18 protein-coding genes are annotated in these 22,570 nt (G+C 37.4%); 11 read left to right on the forward strand and 7 right to left on the reverse strand.

Annotated elements, in window-relative coordinates; all coding sequences use genetic code 11:
* Positions 1-46: 46 nt before the first annotated feature.
* Positions 47-1,024, reverse strand: a complete 978-nt coding sequence (locus H4J57_RS06750) for a C1 family peptidase (protein ID WP_182230201.1) — start codon at positions 1,022-1,024, stop codon at positions 47-49.
* A gap of 173 nt (positions 1,025-1,197) precedes the next feature.
* On the opposite strand from H4J57_RS06750, the gene H4J57_RS06755 reads away from it, so the two are divergent.
* The gene (locus H4J57_RS06755) at positions 1,198-3,153 is read left to right on the forward strand and encodes a RiPP maturation radical SAM C-methyltransferase (protein WP_182242318.1); all 1,956 of its coding nucleotides are present in this window, start codon (positions 1,198-1,200) and stop codon (positions 3,151-3,153) included.
* Positions 3,154-3,241: 88 nt separating this feature from the next.
* Here H4J57_RS06755 and H4J57_RS06760 read toward each other — a convergent pair whose 3' ends face one another.
* Positions 3,242-3,943 carry an iron-containing redox enzyme family protein gene (locus H4J57_RS06760; protein ID WP_182242319.1) on the reverse strand — a complete coding sequence of 234 codons (702 nt, stop codon included), beginning with the start codon at positions 3,941-3,943 and terminating at the stop codon, positions 3,242-3,244.
* A complete protein-coding gene (locus H4J57_RS06765; RefSeq protein ID WP_182242320.1) occupies positions 3,943-4,125 on the reverse strand; it encodes a hypothetical protein in 183 nt (60 codons plus the stop codon). The genes H4J57_RS06760 and H4J57_RS06765 overlap by 1 nt, the downstream gene beginning before the upstream one ends.
* Before the next feature lie 193 nt (positions 4,126-4,318).
* Between H4J57_RS06765 and H4J57_RS06770 the strand changes: the two genes are divergently transcribed.
* On the forward strand, positions 4,319-10,417 hold the full coding sequence (locus tag H4J57_RS06770; protein WP_182242321.1) for a response regulator: 6,099 nt from the start codon (positions 4,319-4,321) through the stop codon (positions 10,415-10,417).
* 84 nt (positions 10,418-10,501) lie between these two features.
* Entirely contained in the window at positions 10,502-11,413 is a 912-nt protein-coding gene (locus H4J57_RS06775; protein ID WP_182230198.1) for a diguanylate cyclase domain-containing protein, read from the forward strand.
* 212 nt (positions 11,414-11,625) lie between these two features.
* Here H4J57_RS06775 and H4J57_RS06780 read toward each other — a convergent pair whose 3' ends face one another.
* From H4J57_RS06780 to H4J57_RS06790, 3 genes are all read right to left on the reverse strand, one after another.
* Positions 11,626-12,675 (reverse strand): trypsin-like peptidase domain-containing protein, encoded by a 1,050-nt coding sequence (locus H4J57_RS06780; protein WP_220465261.1) that lies wholly within the window; start codon positions 12,673-12,675, stop codon positions 11,626-11,628.
* 126 nt (positions 12,676-12,801) lie between these two features.
* The gene (locus tag H4J57_RS06785; protein WP_182221764.1) at positions 12,802-14,157 is read right to left on the reverse strand and encodes a Do family serine endopeptidase; all 1,356 of its coding nucleotides are present in this window, start codon (positions 14,155-14,157) and stop codon (positions 12,802-12,804) included.
* Positions 14,158-14,248: 91 nt separating this feature from the next.
* The gene (locus H4J57_RS06790) at positions 14,249-14,704 is read right to left on the reverse strand and encodes a YhcB family protein (protein WP_182213692.1); all 456 of its coding nucleotides are present in this window, start codon (positions 14,702-14,704) and stop codon (positions 14,249-14,251) included.
* Between the two features lie 185 nt (positions 14,705-14,889).
* Here H4J57_RS06790 and zapE point away from each other — a divergent pair, with 185 nt between their 5' ends.
* From zapE to H4J57_RS06830, 8 genes are all read left to right on the forward strand, one after another.
* Positions 14,890-16,005, forward strand: coding sequence for a cell division protein ZapE (gene zapE / locus H4J57_RS06795; RefSeq protein ID WP_182242322.1), 1,116 nt, complete (start codon positions 14,890-14,892; stop codon positions 16,003-16,005).
* A 677-nt stretch (positions 16,006-16,682) separates the two neighbouring features.
* Positions 16,683-17,111, forward strand: a complete 429-nt coding sequence (gene rplM / locus H4J57_RS06800; RefSeq protein ID WP_070375783.1) for a 50S ribosomal protein L13 — start codon at positions 16,683-16,685, stop codon at positions 17,109-17,111.
* Between the two features lie 3 nt (positions 17,112-17,114).
* A complete protein-coding gene (gene rpsI, locus H4J57_RS06805) occupies positions 17,115-17,507 on the forward strand; it encodes a 30S ribosomal protein S9 (RefSeq protein WP_182169313.1) in 393 nt (130 codons plus the stop codon).
* 569 nt (positions 17,508-18,076) lie between these two features.
* Entirely contained in the window at positions 18,077-18,667 is a 591-nt protein-coding gene (gene petA / locus H4J57_RS06810) for a ubiquinol-cytochrome c reductase iron-sulfur subunit (RefSeq protein WP_070375785.1), read from the forward strand.
* Positions 18,667-19,932: a cytochrome bc complex cytochrome b subunit gene (locus H4J57_RS06815; RefSeq protein WP_182242323.1), complete on the forward strand. Its 1,266-nt coding sequence runs from the start codon at positions 18,667-18,669 to the stop codon at positions 19,930-19,932. The genes petA and H4J57_RS06815 overlap by 1 nt, the downstream gene beginning before the upstream one ends.
* Positions 19,932-20,645, forward strand: coding sequence for a cytochrome c1 (locus H4J57_RS06820; protein WP_070375787.1), 714 nt, complete (start codon positions 19,932-19,934; stop codon positions 20,643-20,645). The genes H4J57_RS06815 and H4J57_RS06820 overlap by 1 nt, the downstream gene beginning before the upstream one ends.
* An 85-nt stretch (positions 20,646-20,730) precedes the next feature.
* Positions 20,731-21,369, forward strand: coding sequence for a stringent starvation protein SspA (gene sspA / locus H4J57_RS06825; protein WP_070375788.1), 639 nt, complete (start codon positions 20,731-20,733; stop codon positions 21,367-21,369).
* Between the two features lie 2 nt (positions 21,370-21,371).
* Entirely contained in the window at positions 21,372-21,839 is a 468-nt protein-coding gene (locus H4J57_RS06830) for a ClpXP protease specificity-enhancing factor (RefSeq protein ID WP_409049405.1), read from the forward strand.
* A gap of 163 nt (positions 21,840-22,002) precedes the next feature.
* Here H4J57_RS06830 and dolP read toward each other — a convergent pair whose 3' ends face one another.
* The gene (dolP, locus tag H4J57_RS06835) at positions 22,003-22,569 is read right to left on the reverse strand and encodes a division/outer membrane stress-associated lipid-binding lipoprotein (protein ID WP_182242378.1); all 567 of its coding nucleotides are present in this window, start codon (positions 22,567-22,569) and stop codon (positions 22,003-22,005) included.
* Position 22,570 lies beyond the last annotated feature (1 nt).

Consider the following 22,570-nt stretch of genomic DNA (forward strand, 5'->3'; position numbering starts at 1 on the left):
GCCATTAAATGGTCACACCGATGACTCATAACTTGTTACCGAGTAATTAGTCATGAGTCAGGCACCAAAAGCTAAAGGTGTTATCTTGTGTCTCTTCAGGCTGACTTATTTGATTGGTGTTATATTTACCAATAAAAAAATCATAAGGTATATAGCAATAGCCTTTGTCGCCAAATTCTTCACCCCATGAATTTCTAACAATAAAGTGCTGCGCGGCATCATTATATCCAACCGCTAGTAAGGCATGACCACCGAGCCTAATTTCATTTTGGGAAGGCATAGTAAAAATACCACTCGCCGGTGTTAAATAAAAACTTCTCGGTACCATCATGCCAAAAATAACAGGAAAGCCTTTCGACAAAGACATTTTTAGGTCTAGCAAACCGTTATCTAGGGTTAATTTGCAATAACGGTTGATTATATGTTTTTTTGCTTGTGTGAGAGCCTGCATAGAGGGGCTTTGTGAAATAGCAGCATGTAATTCGGTTTCATTGTCTTTTAGTGCTTTTGCTATCGCTGCTGTAATTTCTGCAACGCTGCCTGTCCTAATAATATTTTTAATGCTTTTGGGTAATGTTGTTTCAGGATAAGGCCAAGAGACTTCTGAACAAATGCCGTTTTTAAACAAAGATTTAATTCCGTTACGAATAAAAACAGGGGCATTTAAATCAACTTTACCTTCTATTACGCGCTCATTGTAGTAAATGAACATTTGTGAAGCATCGATATTACTGATGTTCTCATTAATAAAAGGCTGATTATCTTTGACTAAATAAAGTTCAGCCGCTACTGCAATAGCACAGGCTGAACATGAATTAAGTAAGCCTTGGTTAATTATCTCAGAGGTAAGACTCTTGCGTAAATCTACCATAGGGAGAATATCTTCAGCCATTTGCTCTTTTAATTTAATTGGGCAAGTTATATGGCTGTACTGGGGCGATTTGTCACCGTGATGTAGACAAAATTGGTGATCACGATGATCATGGATATCAGGTTGTATGGTTCTTTTATGCAAGGCTTCCATGTCTTTTTTAACTTTATAAACAATAACAATGACTAAAGATACAATATTTGTTTTGTTAGGTCGATAAAAGTGTACAAACTTTGTCCTTTATACAAAAGAGATTAAAGGAAGCGAAAAATAATTTTAGTTGTTAATATATCGTTTAATTAAATTTAATAAGACTTGTCTCTTTCATGCTTTCAACTATCTACTTGATCAATATGCCGTATTCTTCAATTACTCGGCCTTCTCTAGCACTGGGGCTTATTGAAAATTATATTAATAAATATGGTCACCAAGTAGAAACAATATATGGCAATGTTGAATTCTCGACAAAAATTGGCCTTGAACTTTATGATCAAATAGACAACTCTTTTTTTGAACATCTCATTGGCGAATGGACATTTTCTCGTGGTGCTTTTCCGGACAAAAAACGTGATGACGACGGTTTCTTTGGGCTATTCACTGATTTGACCGACATCATAAAACAGCAACTTTTATCCACTAGAAATAAAGCGGAACAATATATTGCTGAATTAGCTGATCGCATCCTAGCAGACTCACCCAAAGTCGTAGCCTGTACTTCTACCTTCCAACAAAATTGTGCCTCTTTGGCGTTACTACGCATGATCAAAGAAAAAAATAGCAATGTAGTAACAATGATGGGAGGGGCAAATTGTGAAAGTATTATGGGGCAAACCATCAGTGAGTCTTTTCCGTGGGTTGATTACGTTTTTTCAGGTGAGTGTGACGACGTTATCGGTAAGTTCATTGATAAGCTGATGCGTAATGAATTTATTGGCACGCATAACTTACCGCATGGTTTTATTTGCCAAAAAAATAATGACTTATTGCTCTCACAAAACAAGGTGTCAACCAAGCCACCACGTGGTTATATTGAAGATATGGCTCAGGTAGGTATCCCCATTTACGACAGCTATTTTAGTACGTTAGATCATTTAGATTTAACGGCAAGTATTCATCCGGGGTTGTTAGCTGAAACCTCGAGAGGATGCTGGTGGGGAGCCAAAAAGCATTGCACCTTTTGTGGCTTAAACGGTGTTAGCATGACGCATCGCTCAAAGTCTTCGTCAGCAGTATTAGCTGAATTTGAGGAGCTTCATCAAAAATACAACATTAATAAATTAGAAATTGTTGATAATATTTTACCGATGGAATACATGAAAACAGTGCTACCTGCATTAAGTAAGGAACAAAAATATAATATTTTTTATGAAACAAAGTCTAACCTGAAAAAAGAGCATGTCGCTCAACTAGCTGATGCTGGGGTAAAATGGATACAACCTGGCTTTGAAAGTTTACACGACGATTTTTTAAAGCTCGTTGCTAAAGGTGCTACAGGTATTCAAAATGTTTCTGCACTTAAATGGAGCTTAAATTTTGGTGTGAGGGTTTCATGGAATTTGTTATGTGGAGCGCCAAATGAAAAAGACCATTGGTATGATGAAATTGCAGAAATACTGCCGCTTATTATGCACTTACAACCACCTTATCATGAATTGATTAAAATACGCTATCCGCGCTTTAGCCCTTATTTTAAAGACCCTAAAAAGTACGGCCTAACGCTTGAACCATTACAAAGTTATCAGTATATTTATCCTTTAACAGAGAATGAACTTGCTAATATCGCCTATTTTTTTGATGAGAAATCAACAAAAGATCAAGCTGTTTTTAGTTTAACTGTTGGTAATGTTCACAATGTAGCGGGTCATAAGTTACTACAAGAGCAAGTTACGCTATGGTCACAGCAGTGGAGTGGTAGCTCAGTACCCTTACTTTATATGAGCGACCAAGGCGAAAATATTGTTGTTATTGACACCCGTAAAGTGGCTACTAACGTTACCCATCAATTATCAGGTTTAACAGCATGTATTTACAGATTATGTGAAGAGCCAGTATCAAAAAGTCGTTTGATCAGTAAGTTAGCCGAGTTAGCACTCCCTAATGATGACATCAACGTGAATAAAGCATTAGCAATACTGATAAAAAATAAATTGTTGCTATCATTAAGTCACTGTTATTTAGCACTTGCATTAAAAGGGAAAACGCCAAAATTACCCGATGTAAAAGATTATCCTTCAGGATATTTGAATTTAGATAAAGCAGCAAAGGCGGTTGCCATCGAGTGAGTGGATATAAAAAACAGTTACCAAATTATGTGAAAAATAATCAGATAAATATTTTTCTTACCACAAAGAATAATAACGAACTTTGATATTAAGTACTCGTTTTTTGTTGAACGGGTGCTACCCGACAAACATCTTCCATCACTAAAGCGACATAGCGATAAGTCTGAAAAGCACTTAGTTCCATCAATTTATATTGCTCTTGCGTTAATGGTAAAGCGTTTATCGTATCTATAATATCTTGCTTATGATGTGAATCAACTTTGGCATGATGCATTAAACTGTTAAAGCCTGCTGCCGGTAGACCTGAAGTTTCAATTAATGTTTCAACATATTCTACGGTAGGGTGGTTCACCTCTAAACAGGCCAAGTATCCCATAAAGGCAATCGGGTCAGCATGGCGGATCCAGTAATATTGTGAACCAATTAAGGCGGCTAAATTGGTTGAAGGTATTTTATTAATAACAGACTCTCTGGGCACCCCAAGTACTTCTAAGTCTTCTAAGCACCACTCGTCGTGATTAAGCTCTTCAGGAATATGTTGTTCCATGTAAGCAATAAGGGGTTTTGATATAGGGTCTTCAGGTCGTAATTTAGCGCAACGAATAACTTCTTTCATCAACTCTGTAGATGTCGTTGATATTTTATAATTTACGATGGCTTGTTCTATACAAACATCAGGGTAACAAGCAAGTTGAGTAAAAGTACTATTTACAGCCCCTGCTCGCATTTTCATTAACAAAAGGTTTGTATTTAAACGTTGGTAATGCGGTAACGTATTCTTTTTTTCCATTAAACAATAACGCCAACAGGCTTATCATTGTCTTTGTTCGCACTTTTATGAATAGACTCTAATTGTGCAACTTCTTCTTTTGATAAACTATCGATGGCTTTTAGGTGTTCATCACTTAGCTCTGCTTTATTAACTACTCCAGCGTCATGTAGATGATCTGCGTTACTTTTATTATTAGACATATTTTTATCCTTAGATTAGAGGTATTATTTACCTTACTTTATACCAGTACATTGAAATAAAGCTGCAATAGCATAGTAATTAATTGAATTTCTTGTCAAGGGATAATTTTAATTATAACTTGTTGATGTCAAACTTTATATTTAAGCTACATACCAGCTTACTTGAATCATTATTTATAAAAAGAAGAAACAAATGCGCTGCTTAATTCAATTACTTTCCCTCATCATATTATGTGCTACTTCGCTACACAGCTATGCAGAAAACTCGCAGTATAGTTTTGATCACTTCTCTCGTGACCAAGGTTTATCACAAGCATCGGTGCAAGCTCTTTATCACGATAAACAAGGCTTTATTTGGGCTGGTACTACTGATGGTCTTAATCGCTTTGACGGTTATCAATTTAAAGTTTTTCGCAGCAATAGCGATAAACTTGATAGTTTATCTAATAATAATGTTTTATCGATTACTCAAGATAGCAATGAAAATTTATGGTTTGGAACAGTAAACGGTTTAAATAGGTTTAATAAAAGTACCGAGTTATTTACTACGTTTCTACATGACAATAAACAAAATAATAGTTTGAGTAACAATATTGTTCAAACATTAACTGCTGATAAGTTTGGTAGCTTATGGGTAGGCACCAAAAATGGATTAAATAAATTTAATGGCGAAAGCTTTATTCTATTCTCCCACCAGAGTGAAGAAAATAATGCCTTACGTAACAATATTCAAGCTATTCTCGAAGATAGCAACAATGATTTATGGCTGGGTACGCAAGGTGGACTTAGTTTTTTTGATATGAAAGCTAAGACGCTGAACGCTGTGAAAATAGAGTTGAAAGAGCAAAGTATCACCAGCCTTTTAGAATATGACGATAATACATTATGGTTGGGCACTGAAAATGGTTTGCATTTATACCACAAGAAAAGTGGTTTGCTTAGTGATCACAACACATTAATTAATGAACTTGCTAGTAGCCATATTACCTCATTTTTATTACAGAATAATAAAGACTTATGGATAACGACTAGGAATAAGGGGCTTTATCGCTATAACCTCATCAGCAAAAGTATTGAGCACCTGCAATCAGACAAGAAAAACCCTGATAGCTTAATCGACAATGATATCAGAGCCATTATTAATGATAATGCAAATAACCTATGGATAGGTACATATATCAATGGTATTGATAAATATGACGTATCTAGAGAACAATTTAACCATACAGTACAAGATGTTACAAAAAATAATAACTTACAAGGTGGTGCTTTTTTTCACTTTTTGGAACACTCTACCGATAAATTATTAATTTCAACCTATCAGTCAGGGTTAAATGAATATGACAAAACGACAGGCGAATATCATCAATATTTACATGATCCGACCAATAATAATAGCATAGGATCGAATACGGTTACTTGGTTAATCAATGATGAAAAACAAGGTGTTTGGGTGGGTACCGTTGGTGGTGGTTTAAATCTTTTTGATGTTAAAACAAAAGTTTTTACGCGCTTTATGCATAATCCTGATGATCCAAACAGTATTAGCCATAATAAAATACTACCTATTTTTCAAGAGAATGAGCATACTTTATGGATAGGTACTTGGGGGGGCGGTCTCAATAAATTTGATACGCGCACTAAAAAGTTTACTCGCTTTATGCACGATCCTAACAATATAAATTCTTTGTCAGGAAATAATATATGGGCGATACATAAAGACGATAAAGGCTTTCTTTGGCTCGGCACCATGTTTAGTGGCTTGAATAAGTTTGATCCTAAAACGAATACTTTTACGCACTTTAAGCACGACCCCAAAAATGACAATAGCCTTAGTAATCAATTTGTTGATGCCATTCATCAAACGAGTGACGGTATTTTATGGTTGGGGACTTCAAATGGTTTAAATAAATTTGACCCATTAACAGAAAAGTTCACCCATTATAAAGAAAAACATGGTCTTGCCAGTTCTACTATTTATGGCATCTTAGAAGATGAACAAGGTCACTTATGGTTGAGTACGACTAATGGCTTGTCACACTTTAATCCAGAAACAGAAAATTTTAAAAATTATGATGTTACCGATGGACTTCAATCAAAGGAGTTTGCCACACTTTCATATTATAAAAGCAAATCGGGTGAGTTGTTTTTTGGTGGTGTTAATGGTTATAACCATTTTTATCCACAAGATATTAAAGACGACACCAGATTACCCAACATTGTCCTAACCAATTTTTTGGTACATAACGAAACGGTTAAAGTGGGCTCATATGAAGAAAGTGGCAATAAAACTGAACAGCCATTTATGCTTGATGCCGTCATCAATGAATTAACACAACTAACGTTAACTCACCTTGAAAAACTGATCACTTTTGAATTTTCAGCTCTCCACTTTTCTGAGCCAATGAGTAATAAATATGCTTACACACTTGAAGGCTTTGATGAAAAATGGGTTTATACCGATGCAAAAAATCGCCGAGCCACTTACACCAATTTACCCGCAGGCGATTATGTCTTTCGGGTAAAAGCCAGTAATGGTGACGGCTACTGGAACGAACAAGGGAAGTCATTAAACGTTACGGTATTACCAGCGCCATGGCTTTCTTGGTGGGCGTTTACTTTTTATTTTATTGTCGGTATTGGCGCGCTAATCTCTTATATATATCGTTTGAATTACCAACGTTTAAAAGAGCAAGCCATTAATTTACGTTTAACCCGTGTTGATAAATTAAAAGATGAATTTTTAGCTAATACTTCCCATGAGTTACGTACTCCTTTAAACGGTATTATTGGTTTAGCCGAGTCATTAATTGACGGTGTTGCTGGGCAGTTGCCGGAAAAAGCGAATCATGACCTATCCATGGTGGTGGCGAGTGGTCGACGGTTATCAAACTTAGTGAATGATATCTTAGATTTTTCAAAATTAAAAAATCATGGTTTACAAATACAGACCTCTGCAATTGATATTAACAGTATGGTTGATGTGGTCTTTACTTTATCTCGAGCCACATTAAAAACAAAAGACATTGAACTAATTAATAATATTGCTAAAGATTTCCCTGCGGTCAAAGCTGATGAGGACCGTTTGCAGCAAATTCTTTTTAATTTAGTTGGCAATGCCATTAAGTTTACCCCATCAGGTACAGTGACTATTTCTGCGCAATTAGTGGGCAATAGCCGTACTGATGAACAGCAATTTGTTTGTATTGATATCAGTGATACTGGGATTGGGATTGCAACAGAAAATTTGGCGACTATTTTTAAATCATTTGAACAAGTTACGGGTAACGAGACGCGTGCCGCAAGTGGCACAGGTTTAGGCTTAGCGGTTTCTAAACAGCTTGTTGAGTTACATGGCGGTACTATAACGGTAAGCTCGACACAGAATAAAGGCAGCATATTTAGCTTCACGCTTCCGATTTACGATATAAGTGATAGTGAATTAAGTGAACTTATCGCCGTGGGGGATGTAAACCATGAGCAAACTAAGCAACAGTTATCACGATTACAGGCCCTAGATGACACTATTGACTACTTTCCTGTTGATATTTTATCACCGAAAGATAATACGACCAATAAGGAGAATAATGATTTTCGAGTATTAATCGTTGATGACGATCCGATTAACCGTCAAGTCTTAAATAACTATTTATTGCCACTGGATTATCAGCTTTTTCAAGCCCACGGTGGTGAGCAAGCTTTAGCGCTTATTGAACAAGCGAGTGAAGGCTTGTTGGCGGGGGAACGTCCGTTTGATTTAATTTTACTTGATATTATGATGCCAAAAATTTCAGGTTATGAAGTCTGTCGAAAACTTCGAGAAAAATATTCAGTTAATGAGTTACCGGTGATCTTTTTAACGGCTAAAAATCAAGTCGTTGACTTAGTTGAAAGTTTTTCTGCTGGCGGTAATGATTATTTAACTAAACCTATCTCAAAATACGAACTATTATCGCGTGTTGAAACGCATTTAACCTTGCTAGATATTAACCGCAGTTTAGAGACGAAAGTCGCTGAGCGTACCGTTGAACTCGAATATGCGATGCAAGCAAAAGGTGAGTTTTTGGCTAAAATGAGTCATGAAATTCGCACACCGATGAATGCTATTATCGGTTTAGGTTATTTAACGCTGAAAACGGATTTAAATCCCCATCAAAAAGACTTAATTAGCAAAACCCAAGACGCTTCTCAAGCGCTTTTAGGGCTAATTAACGATATTCTAGATTTCTCCAAAATTGAAGCCGGTAAAATGTCAGTAGAGTCGGTAACAATGAATATGGGTGGCTTAATTAAGAAAACCAATAATATTTGTGCGTTGCGTGCTCATGCTAAAGATTTAGAGCTTATTGTTAAAGTACATAGTGATGTGCCAAAGCATATCAAGTCTGATCCGGTTCGCCTGCAGCAAATTTTAGTTAACTTAGTGAGTAATGCTATTAAGTTTACCGAACAAGGACATATCCTTATTGAAGTCGGTCTGGCTAAACAGTCATTAATGGCTGATGATAGTAATCAGCTTACGCTTGAATTTAGTGTGAGTGATACAGGTATCGGTCTCGAACAATCAACAATGAATAACCTCTTTCAGTCGTTCACCCAAGCAGACAGTTCAATTACCCGAAAATTTGGTGGCACAGGTTTAGGCTTATCCATTTGTAAAGAGTTAAGTGGTTTGATGGGCGGTGAGATTTGGGTTGAGAGTACGTTAGGAAAAGGCAGTAAATTTAGCTTTAATATTGTCTGTGAAAAAAGCGATTTACCGGGCAATGAACTGATAAATATTGACGCTATTAAAGGACTTAATATTTTAGTGGTGGATGATAATGAGCTTTGCTTGAATGTTATTACTGAGTTGTTACAAGAGTTTCATTGTGAAATTACCGCCGTAGCCAGCGCAGAAACAGCATTAGCATTGTTAGCAACGGCAAAAAGTAATCATAAATCTTATGACTTGGTTATTACTGATTGGCGTATGCCCAAAATGGATGGTATTGCTTTTGCTAAAGCGATACAAGATGATAAAAATCAATATAACGTTCGAGCAGTGTTAATGGTGACGGCATTTGATAAAAGTGATGCCATGCCGTTAGCACATTCATCGGGTATTGATGGCTTCTTAGAGAAACCTGTTAATGCCAGCTTGCTATTAGAGGCGATGATGGATGTATTGAAAATCTCCCCTGATGAAGACTTTTACAGCATAAAAAATGCAAGTTTAATGGATTTTTCAACAACCGACATATTATTAGTTGAAGATAATGAGTTAAACCAACAGGTTGTTTTAGGGTTTTTAGAAGATACCCAAGCGAATGTTGATGTTGCAGAAAATGGCCTTGTCGCTTTAGAGAAATTAGCCAATAAAAGTTATGACTTAGTTTTGATGGACATTCAAATGCCTGAAATGGATGGGGTAACGGCCACACAAGAAATTAGAAAACAAGCCCAATTTAAAAAGCTGCCTATTATTGCCATGACAGCTCACGCGATGCCAGATGAGCTCAATAAATGTTTGGCAGCCGGTATGAATGAATATTTTACTAAACCGATTGACCCTAACGCGTTATTTAGTTTAATGGCAAAATACTTAAGTGATAAAATTAATGCCGTGGTAAACAAATCTGTCGATATTAAAGAGCAAAATATTGATATTACTGAGTTGATTTCGGATAACCCCGAAAAAACATTAATGGATCGCATTGCACAACTGAGTTGCTTAAACAGTAAGAAAGCCTTGCAGGCGATGGGTGGCAGACAGCATATTTATCAAAAACTCGTTATCGACTTTCATAAAAGTACCCTAAAAATTCCTCAAAAAATAGAGCAAGCTTACCAAGATAAAGACGTTGAAAGTTTATATCGCATGGTTCATTCTTTGAAATCTAATGCCGCTTACATTGGTGCCTTCTGTTTAGCTGAGTTATCAGCAGAGCTAGAAGGAAAAATAAAAGAGCAACCTGAGAACTGTTTATCACTCATGAGACAACTGATAACAGAACACCAGAAGATATTATCAGCCTTAGCGACCTTGACTAATAGCCATACAGATTTATTAAGTGATGAGCCTAAAAAGGCCATTAACAAAGAGTTACTACTCGTACTGTTAAATTCTATTGTCGACTTACTTAAAAAAGAAGATGCAGAAGTCGAAGACTTATTACCACAGTTACTCGAATATACCCGAGGAAGTGATCTCGTTGAACTTGTTGATAATATTGTCGAATTAGTTGAAGATATCGAATACGCTAGCGCATTAAACCGTATCGAAGCATTAAGGAATAAACTTGTCTATTAGTCGACTCAAGGGCAAGTGAGTATTAGTGGGTCAAGTTTGGCTTGATTATTATCTGTTTTAAAAGAAAAAAGTTGATAGCGGAAAATGAAAACTTTAGAGCAAATCATTTTAATTGTTGATGACGATAAAGCAAACCGTAAAATGCTAAAAGAGTTGTTGCAGGAACAAGCAAAAATTATTTTTGCGAAAAATGGTAAACAAGCCAGAGAACTTGCTAGAAAACATCTTCCTGATCTTATCTTATTAGATGTGATTATGCCTGATATTTCTGGTTTTGAGGTCATCGATTCTTTGAAAAATGACCCTAAGACAATCAATATTTCGGTCATTTTTATCACAGGTTTAGCTAATGATGATGATGAAGAGCGTGGTTTTAATTTAGGCGGCTGTGATTATATCTATAAGCCCTTTAAACCCAACATTGTTATTGCTCGCGTGATGATGCATTTAGAATTAATTCGTCAACGTAAAATGTTAGATGAAATTGCTCATATTGACGCCTTAACAGGGGTTAATAACCGGCGTAAGATGGATCTTGTTTTAAAAGATGAAGTTGCAGCAAATAAATATGAGCATACCAATTTACTCGTGGCAATTCTCGATATAGATTACTTTAAACAATATAATGATGGCTACGGTCATGGCGCTGGCGATGTTGCTTTAAGGCAAGTCGGACAGGCGCTTCGTGAAATCTGTGTAAGACCACGAGACTTTATCGCACGCTATGGTGGTGAAGAATTTGTGCTCATCTTACCTGATTGTGATAAAGCGGGCGCTGAAATTATGCTCAGTAATATTGCTCAAGCGATCAAAGATAAAAAAATCAAACATCAGTATTCTAGTGTGTCGCCACAATTAACAGTCAGTGTTGGTGCTGTGGTGGTTAAGTCGTCTCAGTCTGTTGTTGTCGCTAATGTTATGAAAAAAGCGGACAGTTTACTCTATCAGGCGAAAAACAATGGCCGTAATCAATACTGTCTTGCTGAGCTGAGCTGAGCTGAACGAACTAGGCAAATTGTTTATCAACAGCGCCGGATGTTAGTTAATTTTTAGCCAAGTGATAAAACACCCATGGCGTTATAATTTAATCACTGTCTTGCTGAGCTGAGCTGAACGAGCTAGGCAAATTGTTTATCAACAGCGCCAAATTTTTGTTAACTTTTGGCGCAAGAGATTAAAAACATTTGGCATTATCCTTTAATCACTGGCTAATCTTTTGCCTTTTCAGAAATAGTGACAGATACTTCTATTAACTGTTTCTTTCGTATTAATTTAAAAGGTAATACGGTGCCAGGTTGAGTTTCAGCCACAATATCTTGTGCTTGTATAAATGAACTAATGGCGACATTATTAATCTGGTAAACGATATCACCCGGTTGTAAGCCAGCTCTAAAGGCAGGGCTGTTCTTTTCAACGCCAGCAATAGTAAAACCTTTAAAGTTGTTTGGTAGCGAGTTGATACTTACGCCTAAGTAGCCACGTATGACCCGACCATTAGCAATTATTTTTCTCATCACTTTATGGGCGAGTGAATAAGGAACGGCGAAAAATATTCCCTGAATATTCCTTTCTGTATCAATGAACTTTCTTGAATTAATACCTACCAGCTCGCCATTAGTATTGATAAGCGCGCCGCCGGAATTACCATCATTAATGGCCGCGTCCATCTGTAATAATTCTAAATAATTAATGACACTTAAACCGCTACGACCTGTGGCACTTATCACGCCTTGAGTCACTGTTTGTCCTAAATTTAGTGGATTACCTATCGCTAAAACCACATCACCAGCAAGTGATTGTAAATCAGCTCTTTGTGGAATAACCGGTAGGTTCGCTGTGTCTACTTTAAGGACGGCTAAATCAGTATAAGTATCATAACCAATAAGTTCTGCAGGAAAACGTTGGCCATTTTGCAGATCAACATTAATTAAATCAGCATTTTGTACGACGTGAAAATTGGTTAATATATATCCGTTAGAATCCATAATAACCCCTGAACCTAAGCGGGTAGATCTTCTCGCTTTTGCACCATAGACAGGGCTAGTGCTTATATCTTCTGAATAGATGTTAACAACAGCAGGACTGGCGGTACTTACTGCTTTTGCATAAGATAATGGTTGTTGTTGTGGTTGATTGTTTTGTAGTACTTGCAAAGTGTTGTTGCGTAACTCTGGCACTAATAGAAGTAAAGTGACAGCTAACATCACGCCATAACTGGCTGGACGAACAATGTATTTTATTAGGTTTATTATGTTCAAAATTAATTTTTATGATGAGTGTTTAATATCGCTAGCATAGCATAGGTCTGCTTTAATCTTATAGTTTGAAAAATAAAAAAGGCTCATAAAGAGCCTTTAGATAAGTCCATTATCACCCTTGCGGTGTTAGCGGATCATTAAAAATAATGTGCTATTACCCCTGACAATATTGAGCGCAAAAACCCCTTTGTTGTCATTTAAGTAACTGCGTAATTCACCTATAGACTTTATACGCGTGCGGTTTATTCCGCTGATCACGTCACCTCTTTGTAAACCAATAGCGGCGGCGGGACTTTCTTCTTCGACTGACTTAATATCAATACCTTGATCATTCGTACTATTTTCAAGTTCAGCGCCATCTAACATTCTGTGAATGCTTGCGGCCTCTACTTTTGCTGTTTCTTGTTTTTTAAGCGTAACGTCATAAGTCTTTTCTGAACCGTCTTTTTTGATGACCGTTAATTCAACAGACTTGCCTGCGCCAATCGAGCCAATCTTTCCTCGAATGGCGGCAAACGTTTTCACCACTTTTCCGTTCACTTTGGTAATAACATCACCAGACTCAATACCGGCATCGGCAGCAGCAGAATCAGCAACGACTTGCTCGATAAAGCCACCTTGGCTCGACTCGAGTTCTAGTGCCTTGGCGATTTCACCATTGACACTTCGGCCTAACACGCCAAGTACACCGCGGCGAACTTCGCCGAACTCAATTAATTGTCTAACAATGTTATCGACCATATTACTGGGTATGGCAAAACCAATACCCACATTGCCACCATTAGGGCCTAATATTGCCGTATTAATGCCAACAAGTTTACCGTGTAAGTTAATGAGTGCGCCACCTGAATTACCGCTGTTAATAGCAGCATCAGTTTGAATAAAGTCTTCGTAATTCTGCGCGTTTAATCCGCTACGTCCTAAAGCACTTATAATACCTGAAGTGACGGTTTGACCTAAACCAAAAGGGCTACCAATGGCAACAGCAAAATCTCCAACTCGTATATCATCTGAGTCAGCTAATTTTACTTCAATTAAATCTTCAGCGTCTATTTGTAGTAAAGCGATATCACTACTGGCATCGGAGCCAATTCTCTTGGCGGTGATTTGACGACCGTCTTTTAACGTTATTTGAATTTCATCAGCTTCATTGATGACATGATTATTAGTGACTATGTAGCCTTGTGCAGCATCAATAATGACCCCTGAGCCTAAACCTCGAAATTCACGTTTTCTTGCTTGGTTTTGTTGAGGATTACCAAAGAAAAACTTTAAAGCATCTGGTACTTTAGATTTATCTTCGTGGGTACCGGTAACCGAAATTAGCACGACACCTGGAGTAACCTTCTCTAGCATCGGCGCTAAACTTGGCAACTGTTGACCACTAACGGAAAAAGGTAAATTGGCTTGGACGGGCAAACTTGCCACGGCAATAGAGCCGGAAAGAAGAATACTTGTTGCTAAAACAGACAGTTTTTTCATAAAAGAGACAACCTTCTTATAAACATAAATGATTAATGTAATTTTATACTTAACTAAAGACCTATGCTGTGTGCGTTAGTTCCAAAGAACATTAGCCTACATTTGTAACACTTTGTTTCTTGTCGGCAAAAAGTCCACTCGCTTGACCTGAGTAGTCAAGTGGTGGTTCTGTGCTTGTTTCTTCACTCTTACGTTCGGCTCGGCTGTGACGTAATGATACGGTTTGTGCAAGTTGTTCTTGTGTTTCTTTTGAGAAAAAAGGCATGCCATCAACGTCTGAAGGTGTTGCTTGCTTTAATAACTGCGTACTTTTTTCCATTTGCAACATGGCCGTTTGGCAAGTGCTATTCATTTTGTCCAAAAGTATTGTTGAATCATCTAAATGTTCTGCAACATCGAGTTTATATTGCGCTAAAGCGGCTTCACTATTACTAACGCGTTCACTAAGTTTCTGGTTGTCTTGGACTGATGCAGATAAAAAACGACTAGCAACAAAACCTATTGCCGCACCAACTAATAAAAGAAAAATTGCTAAAACTATATCCATAGTGTCAAACCCTCGTTATATTCAATAAAATTAGTAAAATTAGTAAAAATATGGGAACTTATTTTGTATAATAGCGCTTCTGTTCGCGCTTACCTAATGAATATGATTGCGAATTTGTTAATTTCAAGAAAATATTTCATTAGTCCTGTAAAGACTTTGTGAAACAAAATATAAGTGGCCAATAAATGATCAAGCTTTCACCTCTAGATAAGTATAATGAAGATTTAATTCGTGATGATTTTTTACATGACGATGCGCAGGAAAATGCGGTAAAAAACTTACAGCGTCTCTATGAAGATCTTCAAAATAAACCCTTACCCGTTGAAGGATTTAAGAAGGTGCTTAATCGCTGGAAGCGCATTGTTGCCTCATCTGAAACCAAAACCATACAAGGACTTTATTTTTGGGGTGGCGTTGGTCGAGGGAAAACTTATTTAGTTGATACATTTTATGATTGTTTGCCTTTTGAAAATAAAATGCGTGTTCACTTTCATCGCTTTATGCACCGTGTTCATCAAGAATTAAAAACATTAACCGGGCAAGCTGACCCATTGAAAATAATTGCCAAACGTTTTGCTGATGAAACCTGCATTATTTGTTTTGATGAGTTTTTTGTTTCCGACATTACCGATGCAATGATCCTTGGCGCTTTGTTTGAAGAATTATTTGCACATAATGTTACTTTAGTGGCAACGTCAAATATTATACCTGACGGTCTGTACCGAAATGGTTTGCAACGCGAACGTTTTTTACCAGCCATTAAACTCATCAATAAACATTGTGATGTGGTAAATGTCGATAGCGGTATTGATTACCGTTTGCGAACCCTAGAGCAAGCCGAGATTTACCATGCTCCACTTGATGCAGAGGCAAGTGAAAACCTGGCGCAATATTTTATTCAATTGTCGGTCAAACCAGGTAAGAAAGATGTTGACGTTAAAATAAATAATCGCTCATTATCGGCGATTGAAGAGTCAGACGGTATTGTGCACTTTGACTTTTCGGTGTTGTGTGAATCCGCACGTAGTCAAACTGACTATATGGAGATAAGTCGTTTGTATCACACGGTATTATTAGCTAATGTTAAACAAATGAGTGTCGATCGTGAAGATGCGGCCCGTCGATTTATTGCCTTGGTTGATGAATTTTATGAACGTAATGTAAAATTAATTATTTCTGCTGAAGTCGAAATGGAAAATTTATACAGCCATGGTGGTTTGGAATTTGAGTTCAAACGTTGTTTAAGTCGTTTACAAGAAATGCAGTCACATGATTATTTAGCAAGTAAGCACTTACCTTAGTGAGATAGTAAAACTTACTTAAAGATAATTATAAAAATGCCGATTTAACGATCAGCATTTTTTATGGCAATTTTAGCGTTATTACACAAATTAGCTATATTTTGTTTTTTTATTGGTTTTGGGTGCAGTATGAAGTGCTTTGGCTTTTGTCATTTATTTTTATAGGTAATATAGACCATAAATAAAACGATGAAATTGAAACACATTTAAAGGCATTAGATAGGTTGCCAAAAAGTGAAAGAGATAACCACCAACAAGCCTACATTGAGGAAAAGCGCCAAATAATAAAAGCTAAAGAGGGAAGTGAGCTATTAGCTTTTCCAACCACAGCAAGCCAATGTGTAAAATGTTATCAAAAGTCGGTAATCTCATTAGACAATTGCGCTACTTGCTTAAATTGCGGCGATTCAAAATGTGGTTAGTTACTAGCTAGCGATTGTATTCGTGATAAAAGTTTAAAAAAAGTGCAATTGATTGTGATTTATAGGTGATCTTAGTAGATAACTTCTGTATAATCCGCGCTCCCTGCGTTACAAATGCCTACTGTTTTTGACTTTTGTGAAAAGTAGTGGCGATGGACTCGATACTCGAAGGGGTAGAGCGTGGTCTTTTTAACCGGTGATGCTAATTCTTAGCATTCATCATTTAAAGTAACATAATAAATATTGGGTTTTTTAATGAAAACTTTTGTAGCAAAACCAGAAAGCGTACAACGCGAATGGTTCTTAGTGGACGCCGAAGATAAGACTTTAGGACGTATCGCTACTGAAATTGCAACCCGTTTACGCGGCAAGCATAAAGCAGAATATACTCCTCACGTAGATACTGGCGATTACATCGTTGTTATTAACGCTGAGAAAGTGAAAGTAACTGGTAATAAAGCGAAAGGTAAAATTTACTACTCGCATACAGAATTCCCAGGCGGTCTTAAGCAAATTAGTTTTGAAAAACTAATTGAAAAAGCTCCAGAGCGTGTTTTAGAATTCGCAGTTAAAGGTATGTTACCTAAAGGTCCTTTAGGTCGTGAAATGTTCCGTAAGCTTAAAGTTTACGCGGGCACTGAACATAAGCATACTGCACAACAACCACAACTTTTGGAGCTTTAAGCAATGGCTGATAATCAATATTACGGTACTGGTCGTCGCAAGAGCTCAACTGCTCGTGTGTTCATGAAAGCTGGTAACGGTGCAATTACAATTAACAAGCGTGACATTTCTGTATACTTTGGTCGTGAAACGGCTCGTATGGTTGTTCGTCAACCATTAGAATTAGTTGAAATGTTAGAAAAGTTTGACTTTAACATCACTGTTGTTGGTGGTGGTATTTCTGGTCAAGCTGGCGCAATTCGTCACGGTATTACTCGTGCATTAATGGAGTTCGATGAAACTTTACGTGGTTCTCTACGTGTAGCTGGTTTCGTAACTCGTGATGCTCGTAAAGTTGAACGTAAGAAAGTTGGTTTACACAAGGCTCGTAAAAAGCCACAATTTTCAAAACGTTAATATTTACCTTATACGTTTTCAAAAAACCGACTTTATGTCGGTTTTTTTATATCTGTCATTTAGAAAAATGAGCATCCGCAGTAAGGTAACTTCGTGGGCTGTTTATTATAAAAGCGACCTTAGGCGATAATAAATAATACAGTGCGAGTTCCAATAAAATGGTAAACTTTAAAGGATCAGTAATAAAAATAATATGCGGGAAAATAGTCGTATTATTGAGCTGTTTACTGAGCACTTTTTCGATGGTTAGCAATTACACTCAACTATATAAGCATTAAAATAATTTATCGGATAGCGAAAGAGAAACTATTCTTTTCTGCGCTTTTTTTGAATAATAATCTTTCGTATTTAGCTGTGTGTCTAAAGTGACAAAGTCAGTGAAATAAAGATATATAACTGATGTTTCGCTTATTTTTACTTGTAAAAAAGTGCTTATTTCTTTATTATCAGAAAAATTTTTTGTCGCAAGTTTGGGCAAACAATTGGAAAGTATTTCCTCTCGCAACTCACTGTAGCTGTGAGAATAATAATTCGAATTTGTTTGAAACAATGTTATTTGGAGATTTTGAATGAGCAATGCGCCCGTGAATAACGGCCGTCGACGCTTTTTAACTGCTGCTACTTCGGTAGTAGGTGGTGTTGGTGTTGTCGGTTTGGCTGTGCCTTTCATTGGTTCTTGGAACCCTAGTGCTAGAGCGAAAGCTGCAGGTGCTCCGGTTGAAGTCAATGTTAGTAAAATAGAACCAGGTCAATTAATCCGCGCTGAATGGCGAGGAAAACCTGTGTATGTGGTCCGTAGAACTGAAGAAATATTATCAACTTTAGCGGCGCATGACGATCAATTGAAAGACCCAGGTTCAGAAGAGCCTCAACAACCTACTTATGCAGCCAATGCATATCGTTCAATAAAGCCTGAGTTTATGGTTGCTTTAGGCGTGTGTACTCACTTAGGTTGTGCTCCTACTCACCACCAAGGCGATTTTGAAGAGTTTGTTGAAGGTGTAAAAGACGGTTTCTTTTGTCCTTGTCACGGTTCTAAATTTGATATGGCTGGTCGTGTTTTTCAAAGCGTTCCTGCACCAACAAACTTGGTGGTTCCTGAGCATTCATTCCCAACAGCAGACACCTTATTAATTGGTGTTAGCGCAGGAGAAGCATAATGTTAGCTAATTTAATGGCGTGGATTGACAAACGTTTACCGTTAACCGACGCGGTAAACAAGCATGCTGGTCAATATCCTGCACCTAAAAACTTTAATTTTTGGTATGTTTTTGGTGTTTTAGCGAGTGTCGTACTCGTCAACCAATTGTTAACGGGTGTTTGGTTAACAATGAGTTATGAGCCATCAGGTGAAGGTGCGTTCGCTTCTGTAGAATACATCATGCGTGATGTTGATTACGGCTGGTTACTTCGCTATATGCATTCTACAGGCGCGTCAGCGTTCTTTGTTGTAGTTTATATGCATATGTTCCGTGGCATGATGTACGGTTCATACCAAAAGCCTCGTGAGTTACTTTGGATCTTCGGTATGTTGATCTTCTTAGTGCTTATGGCTGAAGCTTTCATGGGTTACTTATTACCTTGGGGTAATATGTCTTATTGGGGCGCGCAGGTTATTATTTCTCTGTTTGGCGCTATTCCAATTATAGGTGATGACTTAACACTCTGGATACGTGGTGATTACGTTATATCAGGTGCTACCTTAAACCGTTTCTTTGCTTTACACGTTATTGCAATGCCGCTGGTTTTAGTTGTATTAGTTTTCTTACATATTCTTGCACTTCATGAAGTGGGTTCGAACAATCCTGAAGGCACAAATATTAAAAAACCTAAAGGCAGTGTGCCATTAGAAGAGCACAGTAAATTTACTTTCCATGAGCAATATACTAAAAAATACGATATCGTCGATGCGATCCCGTTCCACCCTTATTACACCGTTAAAGATTTAGTGGCGATCGTTATCTTCTTAATCATTTTCTCTTGGGTAATGTTTTTCAACCCTGAAGGTGGTGGCTACTTTATGGAAGCGCCAAATTTTGAACCTGCAAATGGTTTGAAAACACCAGAGCATATTGCACCGGTTTGGTATTTTGGTCCTTTCTATACCATCTTACGTGTTATCCCTGATAAGTTATTAGGGGCAGTTGGTATGTTTTCTGCGATCATTGTCTTATTCTTATTACCTTGGTTTGACCGTGGTACAGTAAAATCTATCAAATTCCGTTGTACTGCTCATACGGTTAACTTAGCGCAATTTGTTATTTGTTTTATTGCTTTGGGTGTTTTAGGTACATTGCCATCAACACCGGTCTATAACTTAATTGGTACTATTGCTACGTTTGGTTATTTTGGTTTCTTTCTTGCCTTATGGGTATACAGTAAGAACGAAAAAACTAAGCCAGTTCCAGAGAGGGTTTCAGGATAATGAATAAATTTATTAGAGCTTTTACTTTTGGAATTTTTGCGCTAGTACCTATGCTCACACTTGCTGCTAGCAGTGGTGTTCATTTAGACAAAGCCGGTAATGATTTAAGTGACAAAGAGTCACTTAAACGTGGTTTTCAATCTTACATTAATTATTGTTTAGGTTGTCACCAGTTGCAGTACCAAAGATACAATCGTACTTTCGAGGATTTAGGTATTAGTGAAGCCGATGGTATTGCTAATTATATGTATACGGGTGAAAAAGTCGGTGATCATATTACTAATACTATGCCAGCAAAAGATGCGGCTAAATGGTTTGGTAATACACCACCTGATTTAACGCTAATGGCGCGTTTAAAACCAGGGCCTGATTATATTTATACCTACTTGCGTTCTTTCTACGTTGATCCTGAACGTCCCTTTGGCGTTAATAACACCGTATTAAAAAATGCGGGTATGCCGCATGTTTTACAGGGGTTACAAGGTGTTCGTACGATGGACGAAAATGGTAATCTCAGTGAAGCAACGGGTGGTTCTATGACCGTTGAAGAGTACGATGCCTTTGCTCGTGATTTAGCCAATTTCTTAGAGTACACCGGTGAGCCAAGTAAGCTTAAGCGTGAAGCTATGGGATATTGGGTAATAGGTTTCTTATTTATTTTCCTTATTTTTGCTTACTTACTTAAAGTTGAATATTGGAAGGATGTACACTAACAATTATTGTTAATGTACAGCGTTTTATTTATGGGGGGCTTTGGCCCCCTTTGTTAGTTTTTTATTACAGATTTTTGGAGGCATTATGGCCGTAGCAGCAAACAAGCGTTCAGTGATGAATTTATATTCTCATGCTGATGATATGTATAGTCATCAAACACGCATCGTACTCGCTGAAAAAGGTGTTGGCGTTGATATTCACTTAGTTGATTTGGCTAACTTACCAGAAGATTTACTCGACTTAAATCCCTATGGCACAGTACCGACGTTAATTGATCGTGAATTAGCACTATACGAAGCATCAATTATTATTGAATACTTAGATGAGCGTTTTCCTCATCCACCATTAATGCCAGTTTATCCGGTATCACGTGGTCGTAGCCGTTTGATGATGCACCGTGTAGAACAAGATTGGTACAGTCTAGCAAAAATAATTATGAGTGGCCCAGCAGACGCTGCAAGCAAAGCTCGTCAAGAACTTAAAGAAAGTTTGTTAAGTGTAGCGCCAATTTTAAATGAAGCGCCTTACTTTATGAGTGAAGAATTCAGTTTAGTTGACTGTTACTTAGCACCACTACTATGGCGTTTACCTGCTTTAGGTATTGAACTTGATGGTGAAGGCTCTAAAGAATTTAAAGGTTACATGCTGAAGTTATTTGAACGTGAGTCATTTCAAGCATCGTTAACTGAAGAAGAACGTGAAATACGTTTAGGTATGTTTTAACCTTGATATCTCCAGAGATGACCTCTAACAAGCCTTATATAGTGAGAGCTTTTTATCAGTGGATTTCTGATAACGACCTTACACCATATATTGCTGTAGATACGAGTGTCTATGGTGTGTTAGTTCCAACAGCTTATGTAACTGATGGGCAAATTGTGCTCAACGTTTCAATGTCAGCCGTTGGCTCTATTTCTCTTGCTGATCATGCCATTGAAGTTAGCGCACGTTTTGGTGGTAAGCTTGAACAGCTGGTCGTGCCTTACGGTGCTATTAGTGCTATTTATGCAAAAGAGAATGGTGCAGGGACATCGCTTGCGATTGAACACCCTGAACCAGAACTTGATAAAGAAATAAGTCCAGTAAAGCCAGTAGGTTTATCTAGTGTCTCTTCAGATAAGAGCAGCACTGCAAAAACCAAGTCTGAAAAGAGTTCAGCGAAAGGTAAGCCTAGCTTAAAAGTGATCAAGTAATTACTAAAGACACCATAATTTTTGTTGGTATATTAGCGGTTATGCTGAAACTGTTTTAAATTTATTTCAGTCATTATTATGGCAAGCAGCAAATAATAAAAAAGCTTCACAAGTATTAACTTGTGAAGCTTTTTTTATGAGCGCTATGGTAAGTCACTTATCGTTAAATGTATTCAAATATTTTGAATACACGATTGACGCCGCTAACATTACGGGCTATCTCTACGGCTTCATTAGCTTGTGCTTGTGTTATTAAGCCCATTAAAAATACTTCGCCATTTTCAGTAACCACTTTAATATTAGTCGCATCGATGTTGTCACTGCCAAAAAGAGCCGCTTTAACCTTAGACGTTAACCAAACATCATTACTTCTGGTCGTAATAGAAGTGGTATTACTGATACGAATTTGATTATGTAGCTGAACAATTTGTTTAACTTCATTAATCGATTTTATCGCCAGATCGCGTAAATAGGTATTGGGCACTTGCCCGATAACTAAGACACTACCGTTAACACTGATCACTTGCAGATTAGTGTTGTCTTCGAGGGCTTGATGGTTGCCAAGCTTAGCATTGGCCTCAAATTCAATTTTTTGGTCGTCCAACTGTGTACCAATACTACGCTCATCGGTAGCAGCAGATGCTCCACCGACAATAGTAACAACAGCAGCAGCAACACACCCTTGCAAAAGTACAATACTTGCTAGGGTTATTAATAATTTTTTTCGCATC

Source organism: Colwellia sp. BRX8-7 (assembly GCF_014077275.1).
Taxonomy (GTDB): Bacteria; Pseudomonadota; Gammaproteobacteria; order Enterobacterales; family Alteromonadaceae; genus Colwellia_A.

Bases quoted from the DNA above. Each gene is read 5' to 3' on its own strand.
- petA (WP_070375785.1), top strand. From the start codon at position 18,077: ATGAGCAATGCGCCCGTGAATAACGGCCGTCGACGCTTTTTAACTGCT.
- H4J57_RS06755 (WP_182242318.1), top strand. From the start codon at position 1,198: ATGCTTTCAACTATCTACTTGATCAATATGCCGTATTCTTCAATTACT.
- H4J57_RS06815 (WP_182242323.1), top strand. From the start codon at position 18,667: ATGTTAGCTAATTTAATGGCGTGGATTGACAAACGTTTACCGTTAACC.
- dolP (WP_182242378.1), bottom strand. From the start codon at position 22,569: ATGCGAAAAAAATTATTAATAACCCTAGCAAGTATTGTACTTTTGCAA.
- H4J57_RS06760 (WP_182242319.1), bottom strand. From the start codon at position 3,943: ATGGAAAAAAAGAATACGTTACCGCATTACCAACGTTTAAATACAAAC.
- H4J57_RS06775 (WP_182230198.1), top strand. From the start codon at position 10,502: ATGAAAACTTTAGAGCAAATCATTTTAATTGTTGATGACGATAAAGCA.
- zapE (WP_182242322.1), top strand. From the start codon at position 14,890: ATGATCAAGCTTTCACCTCTAGATAAGTATAATGAAGATTTAATTCGT.
- H4J57_RS06765 (WP_182242320.1), bottom strand. From the start codon at position 4,125: ATGTCTAATAATAAAAGTAACGCAGATCATCTACATGACGCTGGAGTA.
- H4J57_RS06770 (WP_182242321.1), top strand. From the start codon at position 4,319: ATGCGCTGCTTAATTCAATTACTTTCCCTCATCATATTATGTGCTACT.
- H4J57_RS06820 (WP_070375787.1), top strand. From the start codon at position 19,932: ATGAATAAATTTATTAGAGCTTTTACTTTTGGAATTTTTGCGCTAGTA.
- rplM (WP_070375783.1), top strand. From the start codon at position 16,683: ATGAAAACTTTTGTAGCAAAACCAGAAAGCGTACAACGCGAATGGTTC.
- H4J57_RS06790 (WP_182213692.1), bottom strand. From the start codon at position 14,704: ATGGATATAGTTTTAGCAATTTTTCTTTTATTAGTTGGTGCGGCAATA.
- rpsI (WP_182169313.1), top strand. From the start codon at position 17,115: ATGGCTGATAATCAATATTACGGTACTGGTCGTCGCAAGAGCTCAACT.
- H4J57_RS06750 (WP_182230201.1), bottom strand. From the start codon at position 1,024: ATGGAAGCCTTGCATAAAAGAACCATACAACCTGATATCCATGATCAT.
- H4J57_RS06785 (WP_182221764.1), bottom strand. From the start codon at position 14,157: ATGAAAAAACTGTCTGTTTTAGCAACAAGTATTCTTCTTTCCGGCTCT.
- sspA (WP_070375788.1), top strand. From the start codon at position 20,731: ATGGCCGTAGCAGCAAACAAGCGTTCAGTGATGAATTTATATTCTCAT.